This is a genomic window from Streptomyces sp. 4N509B, from assembly GCF_052245655.1.
In the GTDB taxonomy this organism is placed as follows: Bacteria; Actinomycetota; Actinomycetes; order Streptomycetales; family Streptomycetaceae; genus Streptomyces.
The window spans coordinates 138803-151756 of sequence record NZ_JBQQBZ010000008.1 but is presented as its reverse complement, the minus strand read 5'-3'; the positions used below and the strand labels follow the sequence as shown (position 1 = coordinate 151756).

At 72.7% G+C, this 12954-nt stretch carries 18 protein-coding genes; 11 read left to right on the top strand and 7 right to left on the bottom strand.

Annotation, left to right across the window (positions count from 1 at the left end; all coding sequences use genetic code 11):
• The first annotated feature begins 32 nt into the window (after window positions 1-32).
• The 4 genes from ACTWP5_RS11285 to ACTWP5_RS11270 all read left to right on the top strand — a co-directional run bounded on the left by ACTWP5_RS11285 (window position 33) and on the right by ACTWP5_RS11270 (window position 3032).
• Entirely contained in the window at window positions 33-1451 is a 1419-nt protein-coding gene (locus ACTWP5_RS11285) for a lactate racemase domain-containing protein (protein WP_443220706.1), read from the top strand.
• Between the two features lies 1 nt (window position 1452).
• Window positions 1453-2244, top strand: coding sequence for a nickel pincer cofactor biosynthesis protein LarB (larB, locus tag ACTWP5_RS11280; protein WP_443220705.1), 792 nt, complete (start codon window positions 1453-1455; stop codon window positions 2242-2244).
• Between the two features lie 78 nt (window positions 2245-2322).
• Window positions 2323-2589: a hypothetical protein gene (locus ACTWP5_RS11275; RefSeq protein ID WP_443220704.1), complete on the top strand. Its 267-nt coding sequence runs from the start codon at window positions 2323-2325 to the stop codon at window positions 2587-2589.
• Window positions 2586-3032 (top strand): PIN domain-containing protein, encoded by a 447-nt coding sequence (locus tag ACTWP5_RS11270; RefSeq protein WP_443220703.1) that lies wholly within the window; start codon window positions 2586-2588, stop codon window positions 3030-3032. Before ACTWP5_RS11275 ends, ACTWP5_RS11270 begins: the two co-directional genes overlap by 4 nt.
• Window positions 3033-3340: 308 nt before the next feature.
• Here ACTWP5_RS11270 and ACTWP5_RS11265 read toward each other — a convergent pair whose 3' ends face one another.
• Window positions 3341-4144: a M15 family metallopeptidase gene (locus ACTWP5_RS11265; RefSeq protein ID WP_443220702.1), complete on the bottom strand. Its 804-nt coding sequence runs from the start codon at window positions 4142-4144 to the stop codon at window positions 3341-3343.
• Window positions 4145-4278: 134 nt separating this feature from the next.
• Window positions 4279-4695, bottom strand: coding sequence for an ATP-binding protein (locus ACTWP5_RS11260; RefSeq protein WP_443220701.1), 417 nt, complete (start codon window positions 4693-4695; stop codon window positions 4279-4281).
• A gap of 258 nt (window positions 4696-4953) precedes the next feature.
• Here ACTWP5_RS11260 and ACTWP5_RS11255 point away from each other — a divergent pair, with 258 nt between their 5' ends.
• From ACTWP5_RS11255 to ACTWP5_RS11240, 4 genes are all read left to right on the top strand, one after another.
• Window positions 4954-5802 carry a helix-turn-helix domain-containing protein gene (locus tag ACTWP5_RS11255; protein WP_443220700.1) on the top strand — a complete coding sequence of 283 codons (849 nt, stop codon included), beginning with the start codon at window positions 4954-4956 and terminating at the stop codon, window positions 5800-5802.
• 10 nt (window positions 5803-5812) lie between these two features.
• A complete protein-coding gene (locus ACTWP5_RS11250) occupies window positions 5813-6004 on the top strand; it encodes a hypothetical protein (RefSeq protein ID WP_443220699.1) in 192 nt (63 codons plus the stop codon).
• A 72-nt stretch (window positions 6005-6076) separates the two neighbouring features.
• Window positions 6077-6268 (top strand): hypothetical protein, encoded by a 192-nt coding sequence (locus tag ACTWP5_RS11245; protein WP_443220698.1) that lies wholly within the window; start codon window positions 6077-6079, stop codon window positions 6266-6268.
• 84 nt (window positions 6269-6352) lie between these two features.
• Window positions 6353-6553 (top strand): CopG family transcriptional regulator, encoded by a 201-nt coding sequence (locus ACTWP5_RS11240; RefSeq protein ID WP_443220697.1) that lies wholly within the window; start codon window positions 6353-6355, stop codon window positions 6551-6553.
• Here the strand turns inward: ACTWP5_RS11240 and ACTWP5_RS11235 are convergent.
• Entirely contained in the window at window positions 6536-6751 is a 216-nt protein-coding gene (locus ACTWP5_RS11235) for a DUF6011 domain-containing protein (RefSeq protein ID WP_443220696.1), read from the bottom strand. The genes ACTWP5_RS11240 and ACTWP5_RS11235 overlap by 18 nt on opposite strands.
• Window positions 6752-6886: 135 nt before the next feature.
• On the opposite strand from ACTWP5_RS11235, the gene ACTWP5_RS11230 reads away from it, so the two are divergent.
• Both ACTWP5_RS11230 and ACTWP5_RS11225 read left to right on the top strand, forming a co-directional pair.
• A complete protein-coding gene (locus ACTWP5_RS11230) occupies window positions 6887-8032 on the top strand; it encodes an abortive phage infection protein (protein WP_443220695.1) in 1146 nt (381 codons plus the stop codon).
• A 118-nt stretch (window positions 8033-8150) separates the two neighbouring features.
• Window positions 8151-8840, top strand: a complete 690-nt coding sequence (locus tag ACTWP5_RS11225) for a hypothetical protein (RefSeq protein WP_443220694.1) — start codon at window positions 8151-8153, stop codon at window positions 8838-8840.
• A gap of 43 nt (window positions 8841-8883) precedes the next feature.
• Here ACTWP5_RS11225 and ACTWP5_RS11220 read toward each other — a convergent pair whose 3' ends face one another.
• On the bottom strand, window positions 8884-9591 hold the full coding sequence (locus tag ACTWP5_RS11220; RefSeq protein ID WP_443220693.1) for an RraA family protein: 708 nt from the start codon (window positions 9589-9591) through the stop codon (window positions 8884-8886).
• Between the two features lie 69 nt (window positions 9592-9660).
• Window positions 9661-10239, bottom strand: a complete 579-nt coding sequence (locus ACTWP5_RS11215; RefSeq protein ID WP_443220692.1) for a TetR/AcrR family transcriptional regulator — start codon at window positions 10237-10239, stop codon at window positions 9661-9663.
• A 119-nt stretch (window positions 10240-10358) separates the two neighbouring features.
• On the opposite strand from ACTWP5_RS11215, the gene ACTWP5_RS11210 reads away from it, so the two are divergent.
• Complete coding sequence (locus ACTWP5_RS11210) at window positions 10359-11396, top strand: aldo/keto reductase (RefSeq protein ID WP_443220691.1); 1038 nt, start codon at window positions 10359-10361, stop codon at window positions 11394-11396.
• A gap of 323 nt (window positions 11397-11719) precedes the next feature.
• Here ACTWP5_RS11210 and ACTWP5_RS11205 read toward each other — a convergent pair whose 3' ends face one another.
• Both ACTWP5_RS11205 and ACTWP5_RS11200 read right to left on the bottom strand, forming a co-directional pair.
• On the bottom strand, window positions 11720-12064 hold the full coding sequence (locus tag ACTWP5_RS11205) for a hypothetical protein (protein ID WP_443220690.1): 345 nt from the start codon (window positions 12062-12064) through the stop codon (window positions 11720-11722).
• A 92-nt stretch (window positions 12065-12156) separates the two neighbouring features.
• Window positions 12157-12909 carry a GNAT family N-acetyltransferase gene (locus ACTWP5_RS11200; protein ID WP_443220689.1) on the bottom strand — a complete coding sequence of 251 codons (753 nt, stop codon included), beginning with the start codon at window positions 12907-12909 and terminating at the stop codon, window positions 12157-12159.
• Window positions 12910-12954: the final 45 nt, after the last annotated feature.

The window sequence follows — 12954 nt, the reverse complement described above, 5'->3', positions numbered from 1 at the left end:
CCGGCAACCCATTGCGCAAAGGAGTCGAACGGATGCAGGTCGAGTTCGAGTACGGCGACGGCCACCTGACCGCCGAACTGCCCGACGACACGGTCGTGGTGCGGCCCGAGACCGCCACCCACGAGCCCGACCCGCTGCCGGATCCGGTCGCGGCCACCCGCGAGGCCCTCGCGGCGCCGTTGGGCTCCGAGCCCGTGAGCGAGCTCGTGGGACCCGGCAGCACCGTCACGATCGCCTTCCCCGACCGGGTCAAGGGCGGCACCCAGGCCACCGCGCACCGCAAGGTCGTGCTCCCGGCGCTGCTGGAGCAGCTCGACAAGGCCGGCGTGCGCCGCGAGAACGTGCGGCTGGTCTGCGCGATCGGCCTGCACCGCAAGAACCGCCGCGAGGAGTTCGTCGACTACCTCGGCCGCGCGGTGGTGGACGCGGTGCCCGAGGCCAACCTCGTCAACCACGACGCCGAGGACCCGAACGGCATCCTCGACCTCGGCACCTCCGAGCTGGGCGACCCGGTCGGCATGAACACGGCGCTGGCGGAGTCCGACCTGTCCATCCTGGTCGGCCACACCGCCGGCAACCCCTACGGCGGGTTCAGCGGCGGCTACAAGATGCCCAGCACCGGGCTGACCACCTGGCGCTCCATCGCCAGCCACCACGCGCCCCGCAGCCTCTACCGCGACGACTTCGTGCCGGCGTCGACCACCAGCCGCTTCCGCGAGCAGCTGACCGCGATCGGGCAGCGGATGGAGGCGGCCATGCCCCGGCCGTTCTTCTCCGTCGACGCCGTCCTCGACAGCCGCTCCCGGCAGCTCGGCGTCTACGCCGGCTCCATCCCCGAGGTCGAGCGGGCGTCATGGCCGCTGGCCACCGCGCGGACCGACCTGAGGATCCCCGGGCCGCGCGCGGACGTGCTGGTCATCGGCGTGCCGCGGAACTTCCACTACGGCGCCGGCATGGGCTCCAACCCCATCCTGATGATGCAGGCCATCGGCGCCAGCGTCGTGCGGGCGAAGAACGCGCTGGTGGAGAAGCCCGTGGTGATCGCGGCCTCGGTCTGCGACGGGTGGTTCAACGACCTGGAGTTCCCGCCGTACGCGGCGGCCTACGAGCTGCTCCAGGAGTGCCAGCACCCCGCCGACATGCGCGAGCGCCAGGAGCAGCTCGCGACCGACCCGGAGTGGATCTACCGGTACCGTCACCACTACGGCTACCACCCCTTCCACGCGTTCTCGATGATCTACATGGGCGGGATCGCGCGCGAGCACAGCGCGGCCGTCTACGTCGCCGGGGCCCGCCGGCCCGGCCTGGCGCGCGGCATGGGCGCGCGCACCACGGCGACGGTCGAGGAGGCGCTCGCCGAGGCGACGGCGATCCTCGGCCGCGCGCCACGGGTGCTGGCCGTGCCGCGCCTGTCCAGCCCGGCCTTCCACCTCACGGCCACCGAGGAGTGAGATGAGTCACGACGTCTTCCCCGGGTCCGTCCCGGACCGGACGGCGAGCCCGGCCTCGGGCCCGACCGCGGGCCCGGCCACCCCGACCGACGGCGCCCCGACCGACGCCTCGATCGCGGACCTCGGCTGGGCCCGCCTCGACCTCGACCGGGCACGCCGCACCGGCGACCCCGAGGTCGTCTACGGCCCGGGGAAGACGCCGGACCAGGTGGCGACTGCCCTCGGCGAGCTGCACCGCCGGCACCCGGACCGGGCGGTGCTCGCCACCCGGCTCGACCCGGCCGCGCTCGCCGAGGTGCGGCGGCACCTGCCCGACGCCGAGGTGGACGACGTCGCCCGCACCGCCGTGCTCGGCCCGCTGCCCCAGCCCCGTGGGCTGGTCCTCGTGGTCGCGGCCGGCACCTCCGACGGCCCCGTCGCGGCCGAGGCGGCGACCACCGCCCGGGTCCACGGCGCCGGCGTCGAACGGATCGACGACGTCGGCGTCGCCGGCCTGCACCGGCTGCTGGCCGTCGCCCACCGCCTCGACGAGGCCGACTGCCTCGTGGTCGTCGCCGGCATGGAGGGCGCCCTGCCCTCCGTGGTCGGCGGCCTCAGCGGCACGCCGCTGGTCGGCGTCCCCACGAGCACGGGCTACGGCACCGGCGCGGGCGGGCGCGCGGCGCTGCTGTCGATGCTGAACTCCTGCTCGGCCGGCATCGTCGTCGTCAACGTCGACAACGGCTACGGCGCGGGCGTCCACGCGGCCCGCGTGGCACGCGCGGCGGGCGGCGCGGGCGGCGCGCACCCCTGAGCGCCGCCAGGCGGTGAGCGGCGGCCGTTCGTCGCCGCCGTGACCGCCGGACTACGGAACAGCTGCCATACTTGCAATATGGCAACTCGGAAGATCACCGTCACCGTGCCGGAAGAGCTGGTGGAATCGATCAAGGAGCGCGTCCACGCACGGGGGGTGTCCAGCTACATCGCGGCCGCCGCCGCCCACCAGGACGCCATGGATCGGCTGCGCGAACTGGCGGAGCGCCTTGAGGAGGAGCACGGCGCTGTGTCGGATGACGAGCAGCGGGCAGCTCTGGACCGTATCGCCGCCATCGACGACTGGCACGACCAGCAGCGATTGCGGCCGGGTGCAGCCGCGTGAGCCGCACTGGCCGCGCAGGAGTGCGCAGGGCGCGACAGCGCGTCTTCGTGTTCGACTCCGAGGCTCTTTCCCAAGCCGTGCGAGGTGACCGGGAGATGGCCGCACTCATCAAGACGGCTCCACAGCTCGACATCCCGATCGTCACCTCGGCGCTCACCACCCTGGAGGCGTGGAACCCACGCGAAGGGTCGCGACAGGCACTGTGGAGCTGGACGCTGTCCCGGATCCGCGTCGTCCACACGGACGACCAGACGCTCTCGATGGCGCGCGACATGCTGAGAAACGCCGGCCTGCACGGTCACAAGTACGCCATCGACGCCGTCCTGGCGGCCGTCGCCAGACGGGAAGCGGAGCAGGGAGCCGAGACGACCCTCTTCACCTCTGACACCGACGACATGACCCAGCTGCTCGTGGACCGTCCCGTGCGCGTCGAGAAGGTCTGACGAACGACCTGTCAACGCCGTCACGCCTGACGAGCCCGGCTCCGCGACCGCGCCGGGTCATCCGTCTCGCTGAACGGAAGCCCCGCAACGACGGAGGTGCCGCCGCCGACAGCACGGGGCCTGGCCACCCATGTGGCGGCGAGCCGGTCCACGAGCAGCAGGCCCTGTCCCGTCTCGGCGTCGGCACCGGGACGGGCCACCGTGGACGGGCGGGACCGGGCGCCAGTGTCAGACACGGCAAGCCGACGAGCGGCGGCCAGGGCCAGCCGAACCGGCATCCGGACGCCCCCGGGTCAGGGCGCCAACGGTCAGGGCGTCACCGAGCGCCGGTGGACGGGGAAGTCGAAGTAGGTGTCGGGGTAGGGCTCCGGCTGGTACGTGTAGTGCCACCACTCGTGCTCGTAGTTGACGAAGCCCACGGCTTCGAGGGTTTCGCGCAGCAGGAGCCGGTTGGCCCGCTGTTCTCCCTGGATCCGGGGATCGAGCGTGTGGCTGAGGGTGTCGAAGCAGTCGTAGCCGGTCCCCATGTCGATCGAGTTGTCGGGGAAGCGCTCGTCCCGCGGGGCGGCGCAGTCGGTCAGGGGCTCCCCGGGCACGTACGGGCGCTGCTCGGCCGCCGGTAGTTCGACCAGGGTGAGGTCGACCGTGCTGCCGCGACTGTGCCCTGAGCGCTCGGCGATGTAACCGTCCGCGAAGAGCCTCGACTTGTCGACCCGGGGATAGAAGTCCTCCTTCATGCGCTGGTCGTCGAGGTCCTGCGCCCACGCCACGAACTGGTCGACGGCGCGCTGCGGGCGGTAGCAGTCGTAGACCTTCAGGCTGTACCCCTGCTCCAGAAAGATCTCCTGCGCCTCGACCAGCGCGTTCGCGGCGTCCTCGGTGAGGATGCACAGCGGCTGCCGGTACCCGTCGATGGGTTCGCCGATGAAGTTGTACGCCGTGCGGTAACGGATGTCGTGCAGGATCGTCGGGTCGACGTCGGAGAGGACGACGAAGTCCTCGGGAGCCTTGGGCTCCGGGTCCGCCTGGGCGGAGACGGTGCTGGTGAGCCCGGCGAGCAGGGCGGTGGACGCGAGAACGACGAGGGTCCGTGCGGCGGATGATCGGTTCATGGTCTCTTCGTCTATCAGTACGAGCGACTCACCGGTAGCCTCGCGCGTCGCCCGCGCGGGCGCCCCCCGCCGACTACCCGCCCGACGGTCGGGCGTCACGTCCCGCCGCGTAGGGACGTGACCACGTCTCCGCGTCACCGTTCCCGGTGCAACGGCAGCCCCGCGACGACGGACGTGCCGCCGACGGCACGGGGCCTGGCCGCCCACGCGGCGGCGAGCCGGTCCACGAGCAGCAGGCCCCGCCCCGTCTCCGCGTCGGCACCGGGACGGGTCACCGTGGGCGTGCGAAGCCCGGCGCCCGTGTCGGACACGGCGAGCCAGCAGTGGCCGTCGGCGGACCACAGGACGAGCTCGACGACGTCGTCGGCCCGCCGGCTGCCGTGCTGGACGGCGTTGGCGACCAGTTCGGACGTCAACAGCCTCACGTCGTCGGACAGGCAGGGCCGCAGGCCGGGAGGCAGCGCCTGCACGACGGCACGTCGGGCCAGGCCGACGGAGGCCGGCCGGGCCGGGAACTGCCAGTGGACGGGCAGGGGCGGGATGTCGGGCATGGCGAACTCCGTGTGCGCTTGAAGGGGGGCTCGGTGCTCCAGATGCCGGTGGCTCGCCGCCCTGAACGCGGGCACACCCGTCCCAGGGCGAACGGGCAGGCTCGCGCGGTGCACTTCCGGCACTGGCGTGTGTAGCGTGCTCGATACTGACCGTAGAGGCGTCATGGTAAATTAACCATCCCCACATGGCGCATTACCCTCTTATGGGTGACCTGGCGCCCGAGTGAGGGGACGCCGTGACCTGAGAAGGAGGGCGGAATGTCCACGAAAAGGACGCCGAGCGAGCGGCAGAAGCGGCTGGGCAGCGAGTTGCGGCGTATGCGTGTCGCAGCCGGAATGTCCGCCGAGTTCGCGGCCGGCCTTCTCGGCGTGGACCGCGGCAAGATCTCCAACATGGAGTCGGGCGTCCGGAACATCAACGCAGACCGGCTGCGCACCCTTGCCTGCAACTGTGGCGTGAGGGATGAGACGTACGTCGAAGCGCTCGTCGCGATGTCCCAGCCCACGTCGGGGTGGTGGGAGCGCTACCGAGGCAGCCTTCCGCAGGGGATGCTCGACATCGCCGAGCTGGAATCACTCGTCACGCGGATGCGGGTCGCGAACACGGTGCACATCCCTGGCCTGCTCCAGACATCCGAACACGCGACGGCCATCTTCCGCGTCGTGGTCCCCAGACTCCCCGAGCACGAGGTCGCGCTGAGACTGGCACACCGCTCAGAACGCCAGCAGGTGATCACGGGCGAAGCGGCAACCCCCTATGTGGCCATCGTTCATGAGGCCGCTCTTCGTATGCAGTTCGGGGGCCCCAAGGTCGCTCGTGCCCAGCTCGAACATCTCCTGACCATGTCCGAGCGGGACAACGTGTCCGTTCTGGTGCTGCCGTTCGAACATGGCGCCTTCCCCGGCGCCGGACAGAATGCTATGTACACAGAAGGTGCTGTTCCCCAACTCGACACGGTCCAGGTCGACACCATGCACGGGCCCACGTTCCTGTATGCCGAGAGTCAGCTCGCGAAGTACCGCGAGCAGTTCGACTGGCTGGAAGAGCTGGCACTGCCCCCGGCCTCCTCCCGCGACTTCATTCGTAAAATCGCAAACCAACTGTGAGGACAGACCCATGCCCGAGATCACCTGGGAAGCTCCCTTCTGCGGCGAAGGGAACTCCTGCTTCCGCATCGGCACCGACACCGACGGCAACGCCTACATCGCCGTCAACGGCCAGGAAGACCACTACCTCACCGACACCACCGACGCCCTCCGCGCCCTCATCACCGACATCAAGGCAGGCAAGGCCGACCACCTCCTGTAGGTCCAGCCCGCAACCCACGGCGCCCGCGCGGATTCATCCACCAAGCCGCACGTCCACTGTGAGGAGACGTTCATGCCCGAGATCACCTGGGAAGCTCCCTTCTGCGCCGAGGGAAGCTCCTGCTTCCGCGTGGGCACCGACACCGACGGCAACGCCTACATCGCCGTCAACGGCCAGGAAGACCACCACCTCACCGACACCACCGACGCCCTCCGCGCCCTCATCACCGACATCAAGGCAGGCAAGGCCGACCACCTCCTGTAGGTCCGGCCCACAACCCACGGCGCCCGCGAGGGTGCGCCGTAGTGATTCGACGCCCGTCGGAGCGTCATCCGGTAGGAGAGAGCCATGAGCGAGCCCACCGCAATGTCCTCGACCGGCATGCCGCGTGGTGTCGCCGAGGCGGTCGCCCGGCAGATCGAGCGTGACCACCTCAACGAGCTCATCACCGCCGCCGAAGCCGAGCACGGTCCCATCACCGAGGCGGAGATCCAGGCCAGGCGCGAGGAAGTCCACCGCCTCCGCCAATCCCTACGTCATGCCGGGTAGGGCCTCCTGCTCCACCTCGTGTGCCGCCGGATCCAGGGCGAGTCTCACGCCGAGCTTCTCCCTGCACTCGGGGCCGAGGCGCCACTGGCGGGCCACCCGGTCGTGGAGGGGGCGGCCGCACAGGCGGCACACCACCGGGGGCAGCTGTTGGCTCTCGGTGGATTCCAGGCCGGGAAGCGGCTCGGTCTCTTCGGTCACGGCAGTAGACCTATCACCCACCCCGGCGTGGGGTCTTTGGTACTGCCCCGCCCTGACGGACCGTCGACTTTGGTCGGCCCTGTTCTGGACGTTCGGGAGACGACGCGGCCGGTCGCCGCCTCGCAGACTGCTGACATGACGCGTGGAGAGATCAGCAGGGCACGGTTCCTGACGGGCGTGGCGGGCCTGGCCGGTGTGGCGGCCGGGGCGGTCGGGGTCACGGCGGCGACGGCCGGGGCGACGGCGGGGGCCTCCGACCCCGACCCCGCCCCGGCCCCCGGACCTCGGTACCGGGGCGTGACGTACGACGTGAGCGTGGGCTGGAGCCGGCGGCGGATGTGCACGGACCTGCGGGTGATCGCGGAGGATCTGCACGCCACCTCCGTGTCGGTCTTCGGCAGCGGCGTGGAACGCCTGGCGGCCACGGCCGCCGAGGCCGCCGAGCGCGGGCTGCACGTGTGGATACAGCCACGGCTCGGGGACGTGCCGTTGGCCGACATCCTCGACCACCTCGCGGAGGCCGGCCGGGAGGCCGAGCGGCTGCGCCGGCAGGGGGCGGCGGTCGACCTCAGCGTCGGCTGCGAGTTCCTGCTCTACGTCCCCGGCATCGTGCCCGGCGCCGACGTGATGGAGCGCATCGAGAACCTCATGTCCGGGAACTTCGATCCGGAGCACATGGTGCGGCGGCTGCACGAGGTCATCGGGCAGGCCGCGGCCACCGGCCGCTCCGTCTTCCGTGGCGCGCTCACGTACGCGGCGGAGCCCGGTGAGGCGGCGGAGATCGTCGACTGGGACCTGTTCGACCTGGTCAGCCTCGACTACTACGCCCACCATCCCCGCCGGGAGGACTACGTCCGCGACCTCGCGCCGTTCCGCCGCCTCGGCAAGCCGCTGGCCATCGCCGAGTTCGGGGCCTGCGCGTACGAGGGCGCCACCGAGGACGGCGGCATGGGGTGGAACGTGGTGGACTACAGCAAGCCCCGCCCGGAGATCGTCGGCGGCCTGGTCCGCAGTGAGGAGACGCAGGCCCGCTACCTCACCGACGTCTTCGGCGCCTTCGCGACGATGGACCTGTACGCCGCCATGGTCTACACGTTCGTCAACCCCGAGTGCCCGCACTGGCCCGAGCCGCGCTACGACCTCGACATGGCGAACTACACCCTGGTCAAGGCCCTGTGGCACTCCCCCGACGGCTTCGAGCACGGCTGGCACTGGGAGCCCAAGCTCGCCTTCCACACCCTCGCCCGCCTCTTCGCCGACGGGCGGCCCGCCACCCGGTGACGCGCCGCTCGCCTCCCTCGCCGCCCGCTCCTCCCGTCGACTCGCCTGTTGACCGCGTGGGGTGCTGGGCTGGACGGTGGTCGTTCGCACACCGAGTCGTGGCACGAGGAGGCAGCGGATGAGCGGGGCGGGCGGTACGGGGCACGAGGACCGTCGGGCCGGGCTTCGGTTCGTCGCCCCGCCACGGTGGCGGATCGTCCCTCACGATCCCGAGGACGAGGGCGAGGGCGAGGGCGGGTACGAAGACGGCTGGTCTCCGACCACGACGGCGATCCCGTCGCCCTCCGGGGAGGGGATCGCCGTGGCGCGGGACCCGTGGGACCCGCATTTCGACACCGACGAGGACGGCCCCGGGCCGGGGCACGAGCACGAGCACGAGCACCAGGCCGAGGCCGAGGCCGAGGCCGACGCCTGGTTCGCGGGGATGCTGGACCAGCGGGGGATCTGGGTGGGCCTGTGGGAGGGGCTGCCGGAGGACCCGCCCGACGAGGACGGGCTGCTGGAGGCCGCCGAGTGGCTGGCGGACCAGTCGGTGAACCTCGAGTACCTGGCGCCGCCGACCGTCCACGGAAGGGAGTTCCGCGCGCGGCGTATGACGGTCCACGGCCGTCCGGCGGCCGGCGTGTGGGCGCGGTTCGCGGGTGACGAGGACGACGGGACGGCCGCCTACCTGCGGCTCCTGCTGCTCCAGCTCGCCGACGGCAGGCTGTCGTTCGTCTTCGGCGTCGCCCAGTCGGACGCGGACCGGCAGCTCGTCGACGACTGCCTGGACAGCGTCGAGCCGATCGCCGGGGGGTCGGCGGGCTGACCGACCGCCTCCGGCCCCGGATCGCCGGGCCCGGATCGACCGGTCACTCCTCGACGGCGCCGCCGACCGAGCGGAGGTGGGCGCGGAAGGTCAGGTCGGGACTCTCCCGGCGGAGCGTCAGGTAGTCGGCGAAGGACAGCTGGGCGCGCAGGGTGCGGCCGGAGCGGACCAGGTCGGCCTGGCGGCGCTCGGTGTCGCGGATGCCCTCCGCGAGGGTGAGGACCTCCTCCGCGCGGGCGGCCGGCACGAACAGCACCCCGTCGTCGTCGCCCAGCGCCAGGTCGGCGCGGTCCACCGTCCAGTCGCCGACCGTCGCCGACGCGAGGGCGTCGGCCGCGCGGGCGTCGAGGCGCCGCGGTCCCGTGGGCAGCGTGCCGGTGCTGAACACGGGCAGGCCGATGGCGCGCAGGTCCGCGGTGTCGCGGTGCAGGCCCCAGATCACGATGCCGCTCAGCCCGGCGGCCTGGGCCTCCAGCACCACGAGGTCGCCGACGCAGCTCTCGTCGACGCGTCCGCCGTTGTCGACGACCAGCACGTCACCGGGGGCGGCGCTCTCGTACGCCTCCAGGAAGACGTCGACGCTGCCGGCGTGCCGCGCCGGCAGGACCCGGCCGGCCAGCCGGCTGCCCGGCACGACGGCCCGGACGGCGGTGGGCGCGCAGCGGACCGGGACGCGGGCGCGGATGCAGGCGTCGGCGAGGTGCGCGGTCGTCAGTCCGGCGAAGCGTCGGGTCAGTTCGGCGTGCTCCATGCGGTTCCTCCCGTCGGTGCGCCCCGGGCCGGCGGGGCGGCACCGGGCCGGCGGGGTGGGTCCCCGAGGCTAGCGGTCCCCGTGGTCCGCCGCGCCGAGGCCGTCGAGCGCGGCCCGCAGGATGGGGTCGACGTAGTCGGGCTCCCCGGGAATCCGGACGACGGCGATGATCATGTCGAGGATCTGCTCCAACGTGAGGTCGTCGCGGACGTCGTGGGCCCGCTGGGCGGCGAGGAGGAGCGGCCGGCCGGCGGCCAGCACCCGCGAGCGGTTGTCGGCGAAGACGGCGGCGTCGCTGTCCGCCTGCGCCAGCAGCTCGGAGGCGAGGTGGCGCTTGCTGGCGGAGAAGGCGACGAAGCGGTGCAGCCAGGCCACGAACACCTCCCCCGGGCTCTCGCCCTCGACGGTCCGCGCCGCCTCGCAGACGGCGTCGACCTCGTCGACGTAGAGGGCCTCCAGAAGCTCCCTGCGGCCGGGGAAGTTGCGGTAGAGCGTCGCCATGCCGACGCCGGCGCGGCGCGAGATCTCGGCCATCGAGACCTGGGCGCCGGACTCGGCGAAGGCGGCGCGCGCGGCCGTGAGGATCCTGCCGCGGTTGCGCTCGGCGTCGGCGCGCCGGGGCGGCGTGGGCCTGGGGTCCTGGGGCATCGACTTCCTAAGTGGATAGGTTATCCGTTACGCTGAACGGACAGGCTCTCCGTTTCTGGTCGGCCTGATTCTACCCACCTGTCCGCCGCGCACGGAGCGCGGCGTTTCGAGGAGCCCTCATGGAGCACCGACCTCTCGGACGCACCGGCGTCGTCGTCAGCCCGCTGTCGCTGGGCGCGATGATGTTCGGCGCCTTCGGCAACCCCGACCACGACGACGCGGTGAAGATCATCCACCGCGCCCTCGACGCCGGGATCAACGTCGTCGACACCGCCGACTTCTACTCCCAGGGGGAGTCCGAACGGATCGTGGGCCGGGCCCTTTCCGGCGGACGGCGCGAGAGCGTGGTCCTCGCCACCAAGGGCGGCCTGCCGTTCGGCGAGGACCCCAACCAGCGCGGCACCTCGCGGCGGTGGATCACCCAGGCCGTCGAGAACTCCCTGCGCCGGCTCGGGACGGACTGGATCGACCTGTACCAGATCCACCGCCTCGACGCGTCCGTCGACGTCGACGAGACCCTGGGCGCGCTCTCCGACCTCGTCCGCGCGGGGAAGATCCGGATGATCGGCGCCTCCACGGTCGCCGGCTCGGAGATCGTCGAGGCCCAGTGGACGGCCGAGCGCCGGGGCCGCGAACGGTTCCGCACCGAGCAGCCCCCGTACTCCCTGCTGACCCGCGCCGTCGAGTACGACGTGCTGCCGACCTGCCAGCGGTACGGCATGGGCGTGCTGACCTACAGCCCGCTGGCCGGCGGCTGGCTCGCCGGCGGGTACCGCAGGGGCCGGGAGATCGCCGGCCCCGGGTCGGCGGCCCGCAGGAACCTCTTCGCCGCCGCCTACGACGCCACCTCGGCGGCGAACGCGGCGAAGCTCGACGCCGCCGACGCCCTCGGCGCGCTCGCCGACGAGGCCGGGTTGTCGCTGATCCAGCTGGCGCTCGCGTTCGTCATCCGCCACCCGGCCGTCAGCTCCGCGATCGTCGGCCCGCGCACGATCGAGCACCTGGAGTCCTACCTGACGGCCGACGGCGTGGAGCTGTCCACGGAGCTGCTCGACCGCGTCGACGCGATCGTGCCGCCCGGACACACCGTCAACGTCGCCGACAACATGTGGCAGACGAGCACGTCCGCGCTGGAGCCGGCCGCCCGCCGCCGCTAACCGCCGCCGCCGGGACGCCCTGCGGGGAAGGGCGCGACCGACCACGGACCCCGGCCGGTGGCGCGGTGGCGAACCACCGGACGCGCCACCGGCCGGGGCACCACGGGCTCCCAGGCCGGGGCGTTCCGACGGCACGCGCGGGGCCCGACCCCGGGTGGGGTCAGGCCCTGCACTCTCGGACGGGTCCAGCATCGCCGGGGGAGGCGGGTGTGTCCTTGTCCACCCGTGACGGCCTCCTGTCGATCCACGCCTCGGGCGCGCCGTGCCGGCGGGGGGATGTCGTCACCCGCGGGCACTCTCGACGCGGCCGTCCGCTCCCGGCGTCAGTGGTCCGCCACCGTGCCGCCCTCGCGTTCCACGACGCGCAGCAGCTCCTCGGAGGCGCGTTCCACCCGCTCCGGACGTCCCGGGCGCACCAGGTGACCGGCGCGCTCGCCCCACCGCGGGGAGACGTTGTACCGCGTGCCGTTGACACGCACGGCGACCGTCCTGCCGCCCGAGAACCGGGCCGGTGACGCGCTGACATGGCTCACCCGCGAGCTGGCGATCAGACGACGGTCGGAGCCGAGCAGGTGGAGCCTTCCGTCCTCAACGGCCACGTACCCGTGCTGGGCGAGGGGCCGCACACCCTTGCTGATGTGTACTTCCTCGAAGACGTGAGTAGCCATTGGTCTTCTCCCTGTTCCGTTGTCCGCGCACAACGGGTAACCGGAGGCGCGGACTTGAAACAGCCCGTTCTCCGGCGGGCCGCCGTCGGCCGCTAAGGGGCCGGCGGAGTGGGGCCGCCGAGGTCACCGAGGTCGTCGCGGAAGGGGACGCCGCCGGGGCGGTCGACGGCCCGCCACAGGCGGCGGGCGCGCTCGTCGGTGGCCACGGCACCCTCGGCCGAGGTCTGGTAGCTCTCCAGGTACGCCCGCAGCACGGCGCCGTCCACCGTGTCCGGCCGCGCGCCGCCGAGGTCGGGGTGGGCGTGGAGGACGAGCAGGAGCATGCCGTCCACGCGCCGCCTGCCGGCGCCGAGCGCCGGCTGGAAGTACGGCACGTCCAACGCGCGGGCGCCGCGCCGCAGGTAGAACCGCAGACGCGCCGTCGGATCGCCGTGCGCCGCCTCGCCCGCGGCGTGGTGCGCCGGGTCGGCGACCTCGGCCAGGATCAGGCACGGGTCCCAGGCGGCCCGCCACGCCCGCAGCGCGGCGTCCAGCACCCGGCCTCCGGCGCCGTGTCCTCGGAGCCCCGGGCGCACCGCGACCCAGGCCAGCAGCCCGACGCGCAACTCCGGGTCCCACTCGCCGAGCGCGGCGGCCAGCGGACGGCCGTCGGGGTCCACCGCGACCCACCCCGTGGTGTCACCGGAGGCGACCGCCTCCCGCACCTCCTCCAGGGGGTCCAGCTCGTCCGCCCGGAACGACGGCTCCAGTAACTCCCGGTAGACGGCGTCCAGTTCCCGGCCGGCGCCGTCGAGTGGCCTGACGTGGGGCTCCCCGCCCGTGCCGACGTCCGCGATCTCTCCCACCCCTGGCCGCCCTTCCGCGCCGCCGCCTCGCCCCCGAGGCTGTTC

Bases quoted from the DNA above. Each gene is read 5' to 3' on its own strand.
- ACTWP5_RS11245 (WP_443220698.1), top strand. From the start codon at position 6,077: ATGCCCGAGATCACCTGGGAAGCTCCCTTCTGCGCCGAGGGAAGCTCC.
- ACTWP5_RS11275 (WP_443220704.1), top strand. From the start codon at position 2,323: ATGGCAACTCGGAAGATCACCGTCACCGTGCCGGAAGAGCTGGTGGAA.
- ACTWP5_RS11260 (WP_443220701.1), bottom strand. From the start codon at position 4,695: ATGCCCGACATCCCGCCCCTGCCCGTCCACTGGCAGTTCCCGGCCCGG.
- ACTWP5_RS11250 (WP_443220699.1), top strand. From the start codon at position 5,813: ATGCCCGAGATCACCTGGGAAGCTCCCTTCTGCGGCGAAGGGAACTCC.
- ACTWP5_RS11285 (WP_443220706.1), top strand. From the start codon at position 33: ATGCAGGTCGAGTTCGAGTACGGCGACGGCCACCTGACCGCCGAACTG.
- ACTWP5_RS11210 (WP_443220691.1), top strand. From the start codon at position 10,359: ATGGAGCACCGACCTCTCGGACGCACCGGCGTCGTCGTCAGCCCGCTG.
- ACTWP5_RS11205 (WP_443220690.1), bottom strand. From the start codon at position 12,064: ATGGCTACTCACGTCTTCGAGGAAGTACACATCAGCAAGGGTGTGCGG.
- ACTWP5_RS11220 (WP_443220693.1), bottom strand. From the start codon at position 9,591: ATGGAGCACGCCGAACTGACCCGACGCTTCGCCGGACTGACGACCGCG.
- larB (WP_443220705.1), top strand. From the start codon at position 1,453: ATGAGTCACGACGTCTTCCCCGGGTCCGTCCCGGACCGGACGGCGAGC.
- ACTWP5_RS11215 (WP_443220692.1), bottom strand. From the start codon at position 10,239: ATGCCCCAGGACCCCAGGCCCACGCCGCCCCGGCGCGCCGACGCCGAG.
- ACTWP5_RS11240 (WP_443220697.1), top strand. From the start codon at position 6,353: ATGAGCGAGCCCACCGCAATGTCCTCGACCGGCATGCCGCGTGGTGTC.
- ACTWP5_RS11255 (WP_443220700.1), top strand. From the start codon at position 4,954: ATGTCCACGAAAAGGACGCCGAGCGAGCGGCAGAAGCGGCTGGGCAGC.
- ACTWP5_RS11265 (WP_443220702.1), bottom strand. From the start codon at position 4,144: ATGAACCGATCATCCGCCGCACGGACCCTCGTCGTTCTCGCGTCCACC.
- ACTWP5_RS11225 (WP_443220694.1), top strand. From the start codon at position 8,151: ATGAGCGGGGCGGGCGGTACGGGGCACGAGGACCGTCGGGCCGGGCTT.
- ACTWP5_RS11230 (WP_443220695.1), top strand. From the start codon at position 6,887: ATGACGCGTGGAGAGATCAGCAGGGCACGGTTCCTGACGGGCGTGGCG.